The sequence below is a fragment of the Candidatus Synechococcus calcipolaris G9 genome (assembly GCF_029582805.1).
GTDB lineage: Bacteria > Cyanobacteriota > Cyanobacteriia > Thermosynechococcales > Thermosynechococcaceae > Synechococcus_F > Synechococcus_F calcipolaris.
The window spans coordinates 1,807,387-1,825,430 of record NZ_JAKKUT010000002.1 but is presented as its reverse complement, the minus strand read 5'-3'; the positions used below and the strand labels follow the sequence as shown (position 1 = coordinate 1,825,430).

The window sequence follows — 18,044 nt, the reverse complement described above, 5'->3', positions numbered from 1 at the left end:
AACACTCTAGCGACGCATTTTCTGATAGGGGAACCGATACACCACCATCGTATCGACCACATCAAAGTCTGCCCCAAAGGCCTTGGCTTGGCCCTCTAAATATTTTTTAGCGGCTTCGGCAGAAATCTTGGCTTCTAGGGAAAAATTCATCACCGCAATTTCCCCTCGATTGCGCTCTAAAAGATTGTGGAACGTGTTGTGAAGATGATCGCGCTGAAGTCGCTGGATATTCCAGAGCAACCCTCCCCCTAGACTCAGGGGAGGAACGGCAAATACCAGAAACCCTAACATGGCACTGCGATCTTCGCGGGTCTTTTCGGGCTGAAAGAAAATAAATACAAAAAACATTAAGGGAATAATCCCAAAGGTAAGACACCCCGCCGCCGCCAACTTTTGAAAAGTATACATGGGACCAAAATAAAACGATGGTTAACCAAATGCTAGGTGATTCTAGGCCAAAAAGGTTTTAATTGCCTCAGCAATGTGGATAATAGTTGGCTCATTGAGTTCTGGCCAAATGGGTAAACTCAAGACCTCCGAGGCAAGGCGATCGCTTACGGGGTAGGCAGGATACTGCCCCTGGTAAATGGGTAAACGATCCTGGGGAATGGGATAGTAGACCATTGTACTAATGGCCTGGGTTCCTAGGGCATCCATCAAGCCCTGGCGTTTGCCATCTAAGACCCGAAGGGTGTACTGATGAAAGACATGGCCCGGTGTAATCTGTGGCGTGATCAGACCAGGAACGTGTCTCAGGTGCTCATTGTAGGTTTGGGCAACCCGTCGTCGCTGTTGATTCCATTGGTCAATGTGGGGGAGTTTCACCCGCAAAATGGCTGCCTGAAGACTATCTAGGCGAGAGTTATAACCCAGGAGTTCATTGTGATAGCGTTTTTTTGATCCATGCACCCGTAACATCCGCGCCAATTGGGCTAACTCTGGATCATCGGTGACAATGAGGCCACCATCGCCGTAGGCCCCCAGATTTTTTGTGGGAAAAAAGGAGAACGCGCCCATGGTGCCGAGGGTGCCGGTAAATTTATTCCTGAGACGATCTTGGGTGGCTTGAGAACAATGGCAATCTGGGCAGGTGGCGGTGTATATTGCCCCAAAGGACTGGGCACAGTCTTCTAAAATGACTAAATTATGGGCGGCGGCAATCTCAATGATTTCGCCCATGGCCGCAGGCTGGCCAAAAAGATGCACGGGCAAAATCGCTTTGGTTTGGGGCGTGATCGCAGCTTTGATGAGGGCTGGATTCAGATTAAACGTGTCTAGGTCTACATCCACAAAAACGGGTTTAGCACCGACATTGCTAATGGACTCCGCCGTGGCAAAAAAGGAAAAGGGGGTGGTAATCACCTCATCCCCCGGGCCAATCCCCAGCGATCGCAGGCTAATGACAAGGGCATCAGTTCCCGAATTCACCCCAATAGCGTGGGCCACCCCTAAATAGGCCGCCACTTCTTCCTCAAAGGCCTTGACCTCGGGCCCTAAAATAAACTGCCCTGACTCTAGGATGCGTTCAATGGCCTGGTGAATCTCTGGGGCCAAGGTTTGATACTGAGCCGTCAGATCAAGAATGGGAATCTTTCCAGTGGTCATAGCGTGCCTCGTCAAGCCAGCCTGATTTTACCAGGAAGGTTGTTGAGAAAACATTTACGAAAGCTTAAGCGGATACGAATGATATCCCCAATGCTAGGTATTATCTTGATGGTGCTGCCATTTATGAGTTATAGCCATGCCTGAGCTGACGGAAGCTTATACCTACACTCCCCCTGAAGGTTTATCCCAGGATGCCACCCCACCGGAGCGTTTTAGCGAATATCGATCGCTCCAGGCAATATCCGATATTTGGGCAGTTTTAGCGCGGCGTTATCCAGACATTATTGCCCTGAATGCCCCCTACGAAGAGCCAGAAACCCGGATTACCTACAGTGAACTGTATAAACAAATTCAACGGTTTGCCGCCGGACTTCAGGTGTTGGGGGTACAAAAGGGCGATCGGGTGGCCCTATTTGCGGACAATAGTCCCCGCTGGCTAATTGCGGATCAGGGCAGCCTCATGGCCGGGGCAATTAACGCGGTACGCAGTGGCCAGGCTGAAAGTCAAGAATTGCTCTACATCTTGCAAGACAGTGGGGCTAGTCTTTTACTCATTGAAAATCTAGCGGTACTCAAAAAAATTGCCTCCGGGTTGACAGACTTATCCCTACGCACGGTGGTACTCCTGAGTTCAGAAACCCCGAACCTGGATTTGCCCATTCCTATCTTGAGTTTTAATCAAGTCTTTCAAGAGGGGCAGTACGGTACGGTGCGGGCCACCGCCATAGAGTCCACGGATTTAGCCACGTTGATGTACACCTCTGGGACAACGGGACAGCCGAAGGGGGTGATGATTACCCATGGGGGGCTGATCAGTCAGATTTTTAGTCTATGGGCCGTGGTACAACCAGATGCCGGCGATCGCATTTTGAGTGTCTTACCCATTTGGCACGCCTACGAACGGGTGTGTGAATATTTTCTGTTTGCCTGTGGCTGTAGTCAGACCTATACCAATATTCGCCACTTCAAGAATGATCTAAAACAGCGCAAACCCCAGTACATGATTGCCGTTCCGCGCATTTGGGAAGGGTTTTATGAAGCGGTGCAAAAACAACTGCGGGATGCCCCCAGTAGTAAACGGCGATTAGCCACCTTCTTTTTGGGGGTAGGTCAACGCTATGTCCAGCAACGGCGGCTATTAAATGGCTTGAGTTTAGACCATCCCCAACCATCGGGCTGGCAAAAATTCCTGGCGCGAGTTCAAGTCATGCTCCTAGGGCCAATCTATGGACTAGGGGAGAAACAAGTTTACAGCAAAATTCGGGAAGCAACGGGGGGACAAATCAAGCAGGTCATTAGTGGCGGAGGTGCCCTTGCCCCCCACTTAGATACGTTCTACGAAGTGATTGGCGTAGAGGTTTTAGTGGGCTATGGTTTAACGGAAACGGCGGTGGTCTTAACCGGACGACGCTACTGGGCCAATTTACGGGGTTCGGCGGGGCGACCCATTCCCGATACGGCCATTAAAATTGTCCATCCAGAAACCAAAGAACCCTTAACCGTGGGGGAAAAGGGATTAGTCCTGGCTAAGGGGCCCCAAGTGATGCAGGGTTACTACAATAAGCGGGAGGCAACGGCCAAGGTTTTGGATGGGGACAGCTGGTTTGATACGGGGGATTTAGGCTTGCTCACCCCTATGGGGGATCTTGTCCTAACGGGGCGGCAAAAGGACACCATTGTTTTAAGTAATGGTGAAAATATTGAACCCCAGCCCATTGAAGATGCCTGTATCCGCAGTGCCTACATTGAGCAGATCATGTTGGTGGGCCAGGATAAAAAAGCACTTGGGGCCTTGATTGTCCCCAATATTGAGACCCTGAAAGAATGGGCTACCAGTAAGGGCTATCGCCTAGAGGTTCCCAAGCAGGATGCCCCAGCAGGGGTGGGTGAACTGGTCAAACTGGGCCCCAGCGTCGATAACAAAGACCTCAACGACTTGTTCCGCCAAGAACTCCTGCGGGAAGTGCAAAATCGGCCCGGCTATCGCCCCGATGACCGCATTTCCACCTTCCGTTTTATCTTAGAACCCTTTACTATGGAGAATGGCTTGCTGACCCAAACCCTCAAGATTCGTCGTCATGTGGTCAGCGATCGCTACCACGATATGATTAACGGGATGTTTGAGTAATTTTCATGGCAGATTCTACAGAAACCAAGCTGCTCCTCCGGCGGCAAATTACAGTCAAGGCCGTTGTAACCCCCCTATGGAAAGAAGACGCCCAGAGGCAACTCCAGGCCCAAATTGATCAAATTGATGGCCAACTTCAGCAAGTGGATCTCCAGGCCCAGCAAATTGTCGCTGAACTCAAAAAACAAGCGGCCGCCGATGCACCGGAACTGTTAAACACCCGCATCCAGGAAGTACAGGCCCAAGTGAATACTCGCCAAGGTGAGTTACTTCAGCAGAAAAACAATGTGCTGCAACAGCTTGATCAAGTGCAACGCCTGGAAATGGAAGAGGAAGTGAATCAGGGACAAATGGATAACTTCTTCTATGCGAAACAGGGGGATCATCTCATTCAGAAAATGCAGGTGGAAATCCTGCTCCGGGATGGGGTGATTGAACAAATTCGCGGTACATTATAGAGTTACCTATTATCTTTTGATTGTTGTTTTGGCTGAGGCCCCAGTCAGGCAGCGATCGCGGCATCATTAACTGGCCATCCTCAAAAGGACATATAAGATTTATGATTCGTGAACTGTTCATGCCCGCCCTAAGTTCGACGATGACGGAAGGAAAGATTGTTTCTTGGGTCAAGTCAACCGGTGACAAGGTGGAGAAAGGGGAAACCGTTGTCATTGTGGAATCGGATAAGGCGGATATGGATGTGGAGTCCTTTTATGAGGGCTATTTGGCAGCGATCGCCGTGGACGCAGGCGAAACGGCCAGCGTTGGGGCCACCATTGGCCTTGTGGCGGAGACGGAAGCAGAAATTCCCGAGGCCGTGGCCAAACTAAAAACCCTTGCCAATGGTGGCTCTACCAGTTCCCCGGAAACAAGCTCGGCGGCCGCCCCTGCTCCTTCCCGCAATGGTGGAACAGTTGAAACCCCAGTGGCGACTCCCGTGGCCAGTGGTCGCTTAGTGGCATCTCCCCGGGCCCGCAAATTAGCCAAGGAATTTAAGGTTGACCTAAAAACCTTGACAGGAACAGGCCCCAATGGCCGCATTACCGCCGCCGACGTGGAAGCCATTGTGGGTCAAGGGAGTGCCCCCGCAACCACAACCGTTCTATCCCCTTCCCCTAAGCCGGCAAAGGCCGCACCTACTCCCATAGCCGCTACGGCCAGTGTCAAATCCGAATTGGTTCCCCTGACCACGCTGCAAAATGCCGTTGTCCGCAATATGGTGGCCAGCTTAGAGATTCCCGATTTCCATGTAGCCTACACCATCACCACCGATGCCTTGGATCGCCTCTATAAGCAAATCAAACCCAAGGGTGTGACGATGACGGCCCTATTGGCCAAGGCGATCGCCCTGACATTAGAAAAACATCCGATCATCAACGCTTGCTATAGCGACCAGGGTATTCAATATCGCAGTCAAATTAATGTCGCCTGTGCGGTGGCCATGCCCGGTGGTGGTTTGATTACCCCCGTCCTCCAAAATGCCCATCAAAGTGATATTTATACCCTCTCCCGTACCTGGAAAGATTTGGTTGAGCGGGCCCGTAGTAAGCAACTCCAACCGCAAGAATACAATAGCGGTACCTTTAGCCTCTCCAATTTAGGAATGTATGGGGTAGATTGCTTTGATGCCATTCTCACCCCTGGCCAGGGAGCTATTTTAGCCGTGGGAGCCTCCAAACCCCAAGTGGTGGCCACCGATGACGGATTATTGGGGATCAAGCGACAGATGAATGTCACCATTACCTGTGATCATCGGGTTATTTATGGTACAGATGCCGCCTCGTTCCTCAAGGATTTGGCCCATTTGATTGAAACCAATCCCCAAGCCCTAACCCTGTAAGGGGTCTATGACCTTAGAGTAAGATTTCTTTGAAGTTGAATGAATTCATTACTAAAAATCTCAGCATTCAAAGATATTTCTGCCTTTGTATTGACCCAGCTTGCCCAGGAGTCAAACATTGCTCTAGAGGTTAAGCTCGACATTAAATATGTTAAAAATGCTGATGAAGCCCATCAGGATCTGATCCAAAGAAAATCAGATATTGTTTTGATGTCCTATGATGACACATTATCAATAGCACTCAAACATCATTTTTCTGAAATTCTTGCCCTCTTGCCTATTCATGGTGGAATTTTAGATTTGTGTGGACATATCAATATTGCGGGAAATCAAAAGAACATTGGTATTGATACGGATTCAGGTTACGCCAGGGCATTACGTTTTTACTTGAAAATTAAATATTCTCCCAAGGACTATGAACGGTTAACCTGGGTTAAAGCGGGTGCGACTAATTTGCGTTACGAGCAACTCAAGGCAGGCTCTATTGATGCAACATTATTAAATCCACCTTTTTCTTATTTATGCTCTGGCGATCGTGATCCTGGCTTTCAAGATTTTCTCGGAGATTATCAAGGTGTCGTTCTCAATATACATAAAACGATGCTGCAAGATGGCAAACGTAAGGGTTTGCTCAGTCAATTTATTGAAGATTATAAAAAAATCATTCAAAAAATGGAATCGGATTCCGAAGAAACAATTAAACTACTTGCACAATATTACGATATTGGCCCTGAAGATGCTGTCAAGATTTATACTCGCCTTTGGCAGCCCAATGGACTAAATACTACCTTTAGATTTCAGGATTCAGCCCTAACGGCAACAGAAAAGATTTTTTCCCAAGATACCCATATCTCAGTTCCTAGGGATCGGCACTGGATCTTAAATTATGGATAATGCTCTTAGCCCAGTAACCGAAATTTAGTGGCAATTCAGTGTTTCCCCTGGGCCAGCATTTACCCTGGGCTGAGATGAACTCATGACCAAATGTGGCTCATATCGATCGCAAAATCGGGCATTACCTCGTCACAATCGATGGCGATCGGTGACTCTAAAACCACCAGCTCACACCCAGGACGATAGACCTCAACCTGTTGGCTTTGAGGATTAATCAGCAACCCCAACCGTACCCCTAGCCGGCGGTATTCCTGCATCTTCTCCTGCAATGGCTGTAAGGGATCCGTTGCCGATCGCAGCTCAATCACAAAATCAGGTACCACTGGGATAAAGCCAACTAGATCAATTCCCGCCAATCGAGATTTTTCAATCCAAGAAACATCCGGTGATAATTTGCCGCCCCCAAACGCCGTAAAGTCATATCCCGTTGATGAATCAAATGCCTCGCCTAGATTCGTTTTTCGATTCCAGATTCCAACTTCAACGGCTAAATTTAAGTTTTTTCGACCGCTTTCGCCACCCGTTGGAGGCATAACAATCAACTCTCCATCCTTCGTTAATTCAAGCCGTAGTTCTGGGTTGTCAATGCAAAGTTGATCAAAATGCTCTGGTGTCACTCTCAAGACAGCATTTTGCACATTTAGGAGCAATGGAGACCGATCAACCGATGGCGTTGGAACCGTTACACTGGTCATAAGCCCCCCAAACAGCCATGAAATTTAATATCCATGAAATTTAAGATTATGTCATCATAATTTTATCACCCACCGATTGATAGCACCCTCAATCACGCCGCCGTCAGCCCAGTCCCATGAGCGAATATACTGAAGTCGAGCAACTGTTTTTGCAGCAGCAACCCACCTGCTACGAGTGGAGATAATCGCAATTACCTTTTGCCCATGTTTCACCCCCTAACCGTGCCCTATGACGTTTACCCCAATCCCCACCCTTGCCGATAGTCTCCGGGCTGATTTTCCAATTTTGAATCGAAAGGTTCACGATCGCCCCCTGGTGTATTTAGATAATGCGGCTACATCCCAAAAACCCCTAGCGGTGCTGAATACACTTCAGGACTATTACCAAGGCTACAATGCCAATGTTCACCGGGGGGTGCATACCCTTAGTGCCCAGGCCACAGATGCCTACGAAGGAGCGAGGGATAAGGTTGCCCAGTTTATTAATGCCCGTTCCCGCCAGGAAATTGTCTATACCCGTAATGCCAGTGAAGCCATTAATCTGGTGGCCTATAGTTGGGCGATGAATACCCTGCAACCGGGAGATGAAATTATTCTTTCGGTAATGGAACACCATAGTAATTTGATTCCCTGGCAGTTTGTTGCCCAAAAAACTGGAGCGGTTCTTAAATTTGTAGAGCTGAGCAAAACCCAGGAGTTTGACCTCTCCCATTATCAAACGCTTCTCTCGGAGAAGACAAAATTAGTGGCGATCGTCCATGTGTCTAATACCCTTGGTTGTATTAACCCGGTTACGGAGATCTGTCGCTTAGGCCACGACCAAGGGGCCAAGGTTTTGATTGATGCCTGTCAAAGTGTGCCCCACATGGCCGTGGATGTGCAGGCGATGGATTGTGATTGGCTGGTGGCCTCTGGTCATAAAATGTGTGGGCCGACGGGCATTGGTTTCCTGTATGGCAAGCTAGACCTGCTGCGATCGATGCCACCATTTTTAGGGGGCGGGGAAATGATTGCGGATGTGTTTCTCGATCATGCCACCTACGCCGATTTACCCCACAAATTTGAAGCGGGAACCCCCGCCATAGCTGAGGCGATCGCCCTGGGAGCCGCAGTTGATTATTTAACCCAGATTGGTATGGATTCCATTCATGGCTACGAAGCTGAGTTGACCCAATACCTATTTCAACGGCTTGGGGAACTTCCCGAACTGACTATCTACGGCCCAACCCCCAATGCCCAAGGAACGAATCGCGCCGCCCTTGCCAGCTTTACGGCTGGGGAGGTACATCCCCACGACCTATCCACGATCTTGGATCAGGCGGGGATCGCCATTCGGGCTGGCCACCACTGTACCCAACCCCTACATCGTCACCTGAATGCCCAATCCACGGCCCGGGCAAGCCTGTATTTCTACAATACCTTGGCTGAGATTGACCAGTTTATTGCTGCATTGCAGGAGGCGATCGCCTTTTTCGGAACTGTATTTGCCTAGGTGTTAATTAGATCGACAGCGGCCCATCACGGTTTGCTCGCGATCGCCATCATCGTAGGCGACAAAAATTTGCTCCCCACTCACCTGGGTAATGACTCCAGAGTAGTAGCGGCCTTGGTTCTTCCAATTACACTGCAACCGTGAACCCACGCTCCAGTTCACCCAGCGCACCTGAGAAGGCCCCACGGTGGCCACATCGCCATCGTCAAAATTGAGGCGGATTCGGTTGCCCTGGACACTTTGAATCCGGGCCGGATACCACAGGCCATCACTCCACTGCCCTAAGACTCGATCGCCCGGCTGTTGGGCCTCACTCAGACCAGAGAAGAAAAACCCTGCCAAAACCATGACACTGGAAACCATCACTGCTTGCGATAATCTCACCAACACACGACCCATAATTCCTTCTCCAGAGAAACGAGGGAGGTTGAACGCTTAAACAGTCACTTCATCAACAATGCTTAATGACTTGCCTGATGACTTATATGCATTAATGCAGCACATAGGCGGTGCTTAAGGCCCACCAAATTAACGTAGCGATCGCCCCAAGGACGAGAACGGCAGAAACAGCAATCATAACGGGGTTATCGGCACCCTCAAACTTCATGATGCCACGATTGAAATCGGTAGACATAAGACCTACTTACAACGTATTCAATAAATCCTTATCGATTCTAAGGCCAAGTTTTAGGAAATGGGGTGTTCTTGATTACCACTGTTACGTTTATTTACAAGGTCTTTACAAGGGTTTGCAGAGATGGCCCCTATCTCCCATCTGCCAGGACGGAGGGTTTGTTTCTATGGCGGCCTATCATTGAAACTTATTAATCATAAACAAAATACAAATAGTGTTTTATCAATTTTAGGCTTCCATTTTGTCCCAATCCTTCGCTAAACTATCCTCTATATCCACCATTTTTATCTATCTATCTCTATGATTCCATAGGTTTTTATCAATAAAACAAATGAAATTTAAGGTCAGTTCTCCGTGCTGACATTCACCCACGTTATTGGATACTGATTGTGCTGAAGGTACCCCACCCATGACCTCAATTTTGCCTCAAACCAGTTGGCTAATTCCCCTTTACCCACTGATAGGTGTGGTGTTAACCATTCCCTGGTCCCCCGCCCTCATTCGCAAAACCGGCCCTCGCCCAGCGGGCTATATCAATATTCTCACCACCTTCTTTGCCTTCATCCATGGTTTGCTGGCTTTAATGGCTCTCTTAGAAAATGATGCACCCCAATTTTTGGCTGTGCCCTGGCTTCAGTTGCGGGATTTGAGTTTGGCTATTCCCATTGAAGCTTCTACCATTACCCTGGGGGCCTGTGTTGTCATTACTGGGCTGAATTTACTAGCCCAGGTGTATGCCGTCGGTTACTTAGAAATGGATTGGGGGTGGGGCCGCTTCTTTGCCCTAATGGCATTTTTTGAGGCGGGGATGTGTGCCCTAGTCCTATGCAATTCCCTCTTTTTCTCCTATATGCTCCTAGAGATTTTGACCCTGGGAACCTACCTGCTCGTGGGTTTTTGGTACAACCAGCCCCTAGTGGTAACGGGGGCCCGGGATGCCTTCCTGACCAAGCGGGTGGGAGACTTAGTGTTATTAATGGGGGTGCTGGCGATTTATCCCCTGGCCCACACCTGGGATTTTCGTGAGTTAGGGATTTGGGCGCAAACGGCGACCCCGGATCCAACCGTGATCACATTAATTGGCATTGCTCTGATTGCTGGGCCAATGAGTAAATGTGCCCAGTTTCCCTTACACCTATGGCTGGATGAAGCCATGGAGGGGCCCCTGCCCAGTACGATTTTGCGAAATGCCGTCGTCGTCATCACGGGGGTGTGGGTGTTGGTGAAATTAGAACCCGTCCTAGCTCTCTCGTCAAGCGCCTCAACCTTTGCGATCGCCATCGGTATTCTAACGGCCCTTGGGGCAACCCTCATTTCTGCGGCCCAAATAGACGTGAAGCGGGTTCTCTCCTATATCAGCAGTACCTATATGGGATTGATGTTTGTGGCCGTGGGGGCCCATTTCCCCAATACAGCCTTAACCTTAGCCCTGACCTATGCCCTGGGGATGGCCACCCTCGTGATGGGGTGTGGGTCGATCATTTTTAATGCCATCAGTCAAGATCTCACCCAAATGGGAGGACTGTGGAGTCGTCGCCCGGTGACTGGACTGGCGGTGATTGGCGGTGCCTTTGGCCTGATTGCCCTGCCCCCCTTCGGCGGATTTTGGTCCATGCTCTCCTTAGCTTCACAACTTTGGCAAGATCACCATGGCCTACTGGTGGGTATCATTTTAATCGTCAACTGGGTCGCTGCCTTTAGCCTGGCGCGGCTATTTGGACTAATTTTTGCTGGGCAGAGTCAACAGATGACCGTTCGCTGTCCAGAACCCCTTTGGTTAATCGTTCTACCGATGACCCTCGGTCTGGGCTTGATCCTGCACCTACCGCTGATCATGGCTCAGTTGCATCTTCTACCCACCTGGGCGGCCCTCAGTAAAGACATGGCTTTGCTCCTAACGTGGTCCAGTATTTTGGGATTTGCCATCGGTATCCTGCTGTACGTCAACCGAATTTTTCAGCAACCTGCGAAACTTATCCATCAACCCATCCAAAACCTGCTGGCCTATGACTTTTATACCCCAAAGTTTTATCGCAACACGTTTGTGTTAGGGGTAGACTTGCTCTCTAGGCTGACCGATTGGCTCGATCGCTACGTGGTGGACGGGGTCGTCAACGGGGTTGGCTTGGCTTCCCTATTTGGCGGTGAAACCCTCAAGTACGGGAATACGGGGCGATCGCAGTTTTATATTCTCACGATTACGGCGGGGGTAGCTCTCATTGCTGTCCTTTTAAGCTGGCAGTATTTTACCCCCCTGCCTTGAGGCTCTCTCTCAGCCTTCTGTTGTTTGAGGGTTAACCCTGCTCCAATTTTCCTTTAATTACCCTTCTTTATTTATTTGTTCCATTGCCATTTTGCGTTAGGAGTATAAATCACCATGCTCAGCCCTCTCATCTGGCTGCCGATCCTTGGTGCTTTGATTATTGCAGTCATTCCCGGAAAACTGACGGCTCAGTGGGCCCGCAATGGGGCCCTCACCCTTTCTGGCATTACCCTACTCTGGACACTTTGGTTATTTAGCCAGTTTCAGCTAGATGGTAGTGGGGTTCAGTTCCGTGAGTTCTTGCCCTGGCTTCCGGCATTGGGCCTGAACTACGACCTGGGTGTGGATGGACTCTCCCTACTGATGATCGGCCTCAATAGCTTGATCACCTGGATTGCGATCTGGAGTAGTCGCCCGGATCTGGAGCGACCCCGGCTATTCTACGGTTTGATGCTCCTGGTGAGTGGCGGGTTGGCGGGAGCGTTCCTGGCTCAAAATTTACTATTCTTCTTTTTGCTTTATGAAATCGAATTGGTTCCCCTCTACCTGTTGATTGCCATTTGGGGGGGGGAAAAGAAAATGTACTCGGCAGTTAAGTTTTTGCTTTACACCGCCCTCTCTGGGACACTGATTCTGGCGGGCTTTTTAGGGACGGTTTGGCTCAGTGGTGCCGCCGATTTTACCTACGATACTGTGATGGGCCATGGATTGCCGCTGGTTTGGCAATACCTATTACTGGGCCTGTTACTGGTGGGGTTTGGGATTAAAATCCCCCTCGTGCCTCTACACACCTGGTTGCCAGATACCTACGTTGCCGCGTCTGCTCCCGTGGCCATGATGTTGGGGGGTGTGGTGGCAAAGCTGGGAACCTACGGTCTGTTTCGGTTTGGATTGGGCCTATTTCCCGATGCCTGGGCTAACTTGTCCCCTTACCTAGCCAGTTGGGCGACGATTAGTGTCCTCTATGGCGCAATTACGGCGATCGCTCAAAAAGATATTAAGCGAATGGTGGCCTACAGTTCCGTGGGGCACATGGGGTATGTATTGCTAGGGGGAGCGGCGGCCACAGATCTTGCCTTGACCGGGGCCCTGACCCAGATGGTCGCCCACGGCATTATTTTAGCGATTCTGTTTCATTTGGTCGGTGTAATTGAGGCCAAGGTAGGCACACGGGAACTGGATGTTCTCAATGGTTTAATGAATCCCATTCGCGGCTTACCCATGACCAGTGCCCTATTGGTATTGGGGGGAATGGCCAGTGCTGGGATTCCCGGTCTAATGGGGTTTGTGACGGAGTTTTTAGTCTTTCAGGGCAGCTATGCTATCTATCCGCTGCAAACCCTACTCTGTGTGGTGGGAACTGGTCTCACCGCTGTTTATTTTGTGATTTTGCTCAATCGCACCTGCTTTGGCAAGCTGGACAATGCGATCGCCTACTTTCCCAAAGTAGAAATTTGGGAAAAAATTCCGGCTTTTGTCTTGGCTGGACTCATTCTCTTTCTGGGGCTGCAACCTAACTGGTTAGTGAAATGGGCCGAACCCACCGCCACAGCAATGATCGCCACCCTACCGCCACCCTCTCCTAAATTTATCGCTAATGATGTAGCCTCTCCAGGAATTGTAACGGCCCAAGCCCTAGGGGTGATAGCCGACGAAATCAAGCCCCCCATCCATTTCCCAGTAAAAACAATCTCCTTGCAAAAATAAACGATCTTCAAAAATACCCTTCAAAAATATTCAAAAGTAAAGGAGTAGTGATGACCCCTACGATGTCTTCAATCCCGGAGTTGATTCCACCCTCTACCCATCCCCATGGGGAGGTGATTCATCGCCTAGAGGCCGGCGGCTCCATGCTACCGGATACCCCAGAAAACTTGATGCAGATCATTGGCATTTATAAAGCCTATGCCGTCCCCATGGACTTTTACTGGCGGGATTTGCTCTACATTGCCGAGCGGGTATTTTTGGATCCACTCCCCGTTTTCAAATATTTCTTACCTCAGGAGTATCTGGATCTCCCCAATCATTATGCTGGCGAAACGGCGGATTTGCGGATTTGGCGAGGGGCGGCAACGGCCCATCCCGAATTGCTGGCATTTATAGAGAAAGGGGAAGTCAAACAGTCCTGGCCCAAACTCTTCCATCACCTCTGGCACGATCGCATCAATATGGAATTTGCGGAAGCCTGTATGCGGGCCATGCTCTGGCACCAAGAAATGGGGGGGCGATTTAATGATTTTCTATACACCGATGAATATAAAACCAATTGCGATCGCGCCATCGCCGCTTACTTCAAGCACAACCCGGCAATGCTTGGATTACACAAGCTCTTTCCAGAAATGTTTTACGAAAAATGTCGCGAGCTATCCTATTACGCCAATTTAGGACTGTTTTGGGAAGTGATGGCTCCTGTCTTCTTCGAGATGTCAGATATTTACGATGAAGGCGGCTTTAAGGGCGTACCCGATGCCATGAATTTCTTGGTGAATGGTATTTTTGCCGTGGCCGGTCGCCCCATCTATCACCATGTCTACATTGGTGATGCGTGTTTTGAACTAATTCCTAAGGCTAAGGGGTTTACCTGGCTCTATGAGGCAGCCTTGCCCTATGTTGAGGCAGTCTTCTATCGCACCGCCCCCTTCCGTGGCACCAAGTCCTACAATGCCCAAGCGGGTCTTGTCCCCGAGGATCAAAAAGATTTTCACTACGGCATCTTGTATGCGGATGTCTTTCCCGTGGGTAGTGCCGGGATTCCGCCCACTCTACTCATGCAAGATATGCTGCACTTTTTACCCCCCTATCTCCGTACCTATTACCAAGAACACTGTCGAGGTGAGGATGATATGTTGATTCAACTGGGGATTAGTTTCCAGCGATCGATGTATAACGTCACCTCAGCGGTGATTCAAGCCCTACGAACCGCCTTACTCTACCCCTTAGATGATCCGAACCCGCGCCACCGCCTTGCCAACCGTCAGTTTTTTGAAACGCAAATGGATCGCTTTCTTCGCCCTGAAGCCCGACTAGGGGATATTCAGCGTCAGGATTATCGCTAAGCTCCGGTGGTGGAGTTCTTTTTGTCAAGCTGCCTATTGCTTATTTTGTTTAGTTTTCGCTTGAGAGTTTAGCCTTCCATGAGGAAATTATGATGCCTAATATTGTTGATATTGCTGCCAGTAACCCCGACTTTTCCACCCTCTTGACGGCCATTAAGGTAGCGGGTCTAGTTGAAGCCCTCCAGCAACCCGGCCCATTTACGGTTTTTGCCCCCAATGACGCGGCCTTTGCCAAACTACCCCCAGGAACGGTACAAACCCTCGTTCAAAATCCGCCCCAACTGGCCCGAATTCTGACATACCATGTAGCAGCAGGGCGTTACACCCAAAACGAGTTAATTCAAATGGGAACCATCCCCTCCCTAGAAGGCGCGCCGATTCCCATGAATGGCACCGATGGTTTTGAGGTCAAAAATGCGACGGTATTGGCGGCGGATATTCCAGCAGATAACGGTATTATTCATGTGCTGGATAATGTTATTTTGATGGGCTGATTCCCAACCCCAACTACATTAAAATTCAAAATTCCACATTCATTAAGCGGGCCCGGGGTGGCCGTTGCACATCCGCTTGGGTATTTTGGTTAATGCTGTTGGCAGCGGCTGATTCAACTTGAATCATCTGATACTGGTCATAGGACGGATTCTGGGGGCCTTCCAGGGCAGAGCGGAGATCAGGGCTGACATTAATCGTGCCGATCGCCGCCGAGTCGGCAAATCCATCCTGGGGTTGGGGAGAAACGGGCATGGTTTGGGCCCGCACTGCGATCGCCGGGGCAATCATCATCAATGTTGCCAATAGCAGGGACGAAAAAGAATTCATGATTTCCTACTCCTACCTTGATAGTTTTAATATTTTTCGGACTAAAAAATCGCAAGACAGATTTGTAAGATAAAGCCGACTGCCTCACCGCTGCTCTCATTCTAGAAAGCTCACCCGTAGTTCAGGGGGAATGTTGCAAAAGTTTGAACAACCCCATATCTAACTCATAGCCAAACATTTCCGCCATGGCTTTAATTTTGCCTGCTGCGGGAACGCCTTGCTCCGAGAGCCATTTCCACAGGATAAAGACCTTGGCCATCACAAACATATCCAAGGCTTGGGGATTATACTGAATGCCCTGACGGGGGTGAAATTCATGGGGCACTAACATTGCCGCATAGCGAACCAATTCCCCCGATCGCCAGTCCAGTAAAAAGGGCAACCAGGGATACACCGTATCTAGGCGAATAAACCAGAGACGCACCGGCGCAATCTGAGAAAGTTCTAAATCTGGTTGTTCCCTAGGGCGAGGATAATCGATCTCAAATTGGATCTGCTGTTCATAGTCCAGAATCTTCGCCGATGTCAACCAAGGATCGATCTGCACCAAGGCAGGGGTCAAATCCAGGGTATCGATCGCCTCTGGAGTCAAGGAGATCGTTACCGCCATAGATTGCGCCTCAGAATTGTACTAATGGGCTTAAAATACCTGCTCAACTTCGGCAATTTCAGGAATCGATTCTTTAAGTTTGCGCTCAATACCCATCCGCAACGTCATCGTTGAACTGGGGCAAGAGCCGCAGGCCCCCTGGAGGCGTAATTTGACCACGGGCCCTTCAATTTCCACAAGCTCCACATTCCCGCCATCAGCCATTAAATAAGGGCGCAATTCATCGAGAACGGTTTCAACGTTTTCAGAACAAAGCTCAAGGGTTGCTGCCATAGGGGTATCGTCCTCCTGTCAGGATGAAGTGGACTTTAATTTAGAATCTAGGTCTACAATTCTTATCTTATCATCCCCATCCATAGACGCTTTTGAGATAATCATTGATCTCCCTAAGGCAAATCATAACCAAAAAGATAGGCAGGAACCTGATCCAGGGGAATATCCGCCAGGCCATACTCTGACCAGCGGCGATCTACTAGGGCCGCAATATCTGGGTCCGACACCAGGGGTTCACCCCAATCATGGTTGGTTTCCGGGGGAATTTTGGTAGTGGCATCAATTCCCATGCGACCGCCCAGGCCAATTTTTTCACTGGCAAAGTCCAGGGTATCAAAGGGGGTTTCCGGCAAAATAAACACATCCCGTACTGGATCCACCTTGGAGCTAATGGCCCAGACCACTTGGCGTGGATCCCGAATATTGATCTCTTTATCGACAACAATCACGAATTTTGTGTAGGTAAATTGGGGCAGGGCACTCCAAAAGGCCAGGGCTGCCCGCCGTGCTTGGCCAGGATAAGCCTTATCAATGGAAATAATGGCCGCTTTGTAACTGAGGGCCTCCATAGGTAAAAAGAAATCTACAATTTCTGAAACCTGCTGTCGCAGAATTGGCGTATAAATTCGGTTTAGGGCTAGGGCCATCATGGCCTCTTCCTTGGGGGGACGGCCACTAAATGTCGTCAGGTAGGTGGGCTGCTTCCGATGGGTTAAACAATGGAAGCGAATTAGGGGCGAATCTTCAATGCCACCGTAGTAGCCCATGTGATCCCCACAGGGGCCGTCTGGCAAGACCTCCCCAGGGGTAATGGTTCCTTCTAAGACCATTTCCGAGAGGGCCGGAACTTCTAAATCAAGGGTTTTGCACTTTGCTAGGTGAATTCCACCACCTCCATAAAGACCCGCAAATAACCATTCCGATAAGTCCACCGGAATTGGGGTTGCTGCGGCCATAATTACCAAGGGATGAACCCCCAGGGAGATCGCAATCTCAAGTTTTTTACCCTGTGCCGCTGCTTTGCGTAAGTGGCGGGCCCCACCGCGCACCGAGAGCCAATGAACGGTCATGGTTTTAGCCGATTGCAATTGCAGCCGATACACCCCCACATTGGGAATACCCGTTTCACAATCTTTGGTAATGACCAGACCCAGAGTAATGATTTTGGCCGCATCCCCCGGATAGGGACGAATCAACGGCAATTGTTGTAGATCCAGGTCTGGCCCCTGCACCACTACCTGCTGACAGGGGGGAAACAAATCCCGGCTAGGTTTAGCCTTAACCACATCAAAGAGAACTTTACCAAAATCAATCGCCTGGGAAATTTTCTTCGGGGGCTTAGGTTGCTGGAGCATGCCTAGTTTTTGGCCCAGGGCTTCTAGTTCTTGGGGCTGCTCCATACCCATGGCCCAACAGACCCGTTCTAGGGTTCCCAAAAGATTAATGGCAACCGGAAAAGGGGATCCCTGCACATTTTCAAAGAGGAGGGCTGGCCCCCCTGCCTGGAGAAGTCGGTTGGCAATTTCCGCAATTTCCAGATCGGGATCAACCGCTGCCTTAATTCGCTGGAGTTGACCCCGTTGCTCTAGGATTTGCAGGAAATTTCGCAGATCTTGAGTCATCTTAGATTATTCAAACCAGTGACTCCCAAAATCGAACCGTACCATCTTCACTACTGCTCAACTTATTATAGAAAATACTTGGGCAGTCTATTTTTCTAAAGGACACAGAG

The 18,044-nt window shown here is 49.7% G+C and carries 18 protein-coding genes; 9 read left to right on the top strand and 9 right to left on the bottom strand.

Going from position 1 to position 18,044, the window contains the following annotated elements:
- Positions 1-6: 6 nt before the first annotated feature.
- Both L3556_RS11815 and L3556_RS11810 read right to left on the bottom strand, forming a co-directional pair.
- Positions 7-408, bottom strand: a complete 402-nt coding sequence (locus L3556_RS11815) for a hypothetical protein (protein ID WP_277867471.1) — start codon at positions 406-408, stop codon at positions 7-9.
- Positions 409-450: 42 nt separating this feature from the next.
- A complete protein-coding gene (locus L3556_RS11810) occupies positions 451-1,605 on the bottom strand; it encodes a DegT/DnrJ/EryC1/StrS family aminotransferase (protein ID WP_277867470.1) in 1,155 nt (384 codons plus the stop codon).
- A 136-nt stretch (positions 1,606-1,741) separates the two neighbouring features.
- On the opposite strand from L3556_RS11810, the gene L3556_RS11805 reads away from it, so the two are divergent.
- The 4 genes from L3556_RS11805 to L3556_RS11790 all read left to right on the top strand — a co-directional run bounded on the left by L3556_RS11805 (position 1,742) and on the right by L3556_RS11790 (position 6,467).
- Positions 1,742-3,733, top strand: a complete 1,992-nt coding sequence (locus L3556_RS11805) for a long-chain fatty acid--CoA ligase (protein ID WP_277867469.1) — start codon at positions 1,742-1,744, stop codon at positions 3,731-3,733.
- 5 nt (positions 3,734-3,738) lie between these two features.
- Entirely contained in the window at positions 3,739-4,191 is a 453-nt protein-coding gene (locus L3556_RS11800) for a YlqD family protein (protein WP_277867468.1), read from the top strand.
- Positions 4,192-4,292: 101 nt separating this feature from the next.
- Entirely contained in the window at positions 4,293-5,573 is a 1,281-nt protein-coding gene (locus tag L3556_RS11795) for a dihydrolipoamide acetyltransferase family protein (protein WP_277867467.1), read from the top strand.
- A 39-nt stretch (positions 5,574-5,612) separates the two neighbouring features.
- Entirely contained in the window at positions 5,613-6,467 is an 855-nt protein-coding gene (locus L3556_RS11790; RefSeq protein WP_277867466.1) for a substrate-binding domain-containing protein, read from the top strand.
- An 80-nt stretch (positions 6,468-6,547) separates the two neighbouring features.
- On the opposite strand, the gene L3556_RS11785 is transcribed toward L3556_RS11790, so the two are convergent.
- The gene (locus L3556_RS11785; protein ID WP_277867465.1) at positions 6,548-7,162 is read right to left on the bottom strand and encodes a Uma2 family endonuclease; all 615 of its coding nucleotides are present in this window, start codon (positions 7,160-7,162) and stop codon (positions 6,548-6,550) included.
- Positions 7,163-7,391: 229 nt separating this feature from the next.
- Between L3556_RS11785 and L3556_RS11780 the strand changes: the two genes are divergently transcribed.
- Positions 7,392-8,654: a SufS family cysteine desulfurase gene (locus L3556_RS11780; RefSeq protein WP_277867464.1), complete on the top strand. Its 1,263-nt coding sequence runs from the start codon at positions 7,392-7,394 to the stop codon at positions 8,652-8,654.
- 3 nt (positions 8,655-8,657) lie between these two features.
- Here the strand turns inward: L3556_RS11780 and L3556_RS11775 are convergent, their stop codons facing one another.
- Together L3556_RS11775 and L3556_RS11770 are read right to left on the bottom strand one after the other, a co-directional pair.
- Positions 8,658-9,053: a tudor domain-containing protein gene (locus L3556_RS11775; RefSeq protein ID WP_277867463.1), complete on the bottom strand. Its 396-nt coding sequence runs from the start codon at positions 9,051-9,053 to the stop codon at positions 8,658-8,660.
- Between the two features lie 91 nt (positions 9,054-9,144).
- Complete coding sequence (locus L3556_RS11770) at positions 9,145-9,288, bottom strand: hypothetical protein (RefSeq protein WP_277867462.1); 144 nt, start codon at positions 9,286-9,288, stop codon at positions 9,145-9,147.
- A gap of 409 nt (positions 9,289-9,697) precedes the next feature.
- On the opposite strand from L3556_RS11770, the gene L3556_RS11765 reads away from it, so the two are divergent.
- From L3556_RS11765 to L3556_RS11750, 4 genes are all read left to right on the top strand, one after another.
- Positions 9,698-11,551, top strand: a complete 1,854-nt coding sequence (locus L3556_RS11765; protein ID WP_277867461.1) for an NAD(P)H-quinone oxidoreductase subunit F — start codon at positions 9,698-9,700, stop codon at positions 11,549-11,551.
- Positions 11,552-11,665: 114 nt separating this feature from the next.
- The gene (locus L3556_RS11760) at positions 11,666-13,258 is read left to right on the top strand and encodes an NADH-quinone oxidoreductase subunit M (protein ID WP_277867460.1); all 1,593 of its coding nucleotides are present in this window, start codon (positions 11,666-11,668) and stop codon (positions 13,256-13,258) included.
- Positions 13,259-13,308: 50 nt separating this feature from the next.
- Positions 13,309-14,607, top strand: a complete 1,299-nt coding sequence (locus tag L3556_RS11755) for a CO2 hydration protein (RefSeq protein WP_277867459.1) — start codon at positions 13,309-13,311, stop codon at positions 14,605-14,607.
- A gap of 92 nt (positions 14,608-14,699) precedes the next feature.
- Positions 14,700-15,101, top strand: coding sequence for a fasciclin domain-containing protein (locus L3556_RS11750; protein WP_277867653.1), 402 nt, complete (start codon positions 14,700-14,702; stop codon positions 15,099-15,101).
- A gap of 25 nt (positions 15,102-15,126) precedes the next feature.
- Here L3556_RS11750 and L3556_RS11745 read toward each other — a convergent pair whose 3' ends face one another.
- The 4 genes from L3556_RS11745 to L3556_RS11730 form a co-directional block, all read right to left on the bottom strand.
- On the bottom strand, positions 15,127-15,429 hold the full coding sequence (locus L3556_RS11745; protein WP_277867458.1) for a hypothetical protein: 303 nt from the start codon (positions 15,427-15,429) through the stop codon (positions 15,127-15,129).
- Between the two features lie 121 nt (positions 15,430-15,550).
- Positions 15,551-16,039 carry a CRR6 family NdhI maturation factor gene (locus tag L3556_RS11740; protein ID WP_277867457.1) on the bottom strand — a complete coding sequence of 163 codons (489 nt, stop codon included), beginning with the start codon at positions 16,037-16,039 and terminating at the stop codon, positions 15,551-15,553.
- Positions 16,040-16,069: 30 nt separating this feature from the next.
- Entirely contained in the window at positions 16,070-16,312 is a 243-nt protein-coding gene (locus L3556_RS11735; protein ID WP_277867456.1) for a NifU family protein, read from the bottom strand.
- Between the two features lie 113 nt (positions 16,313-16,425).
- The gene (locus L3556_RS11730; RefSeq protein WP_277867455.1) at positions 16,426-17,934 is read right to left on the bottom strand and encodes a UbiD family decarboxylase; all 1,509 of its coding nucleotides are present in this window, start codon (positions 17,932-17,934) and stop codon (positions 16,426-16,428) included.
- Between the last annotated feature and the right edge of the window lie 110 nt (positions 17,935-18,044).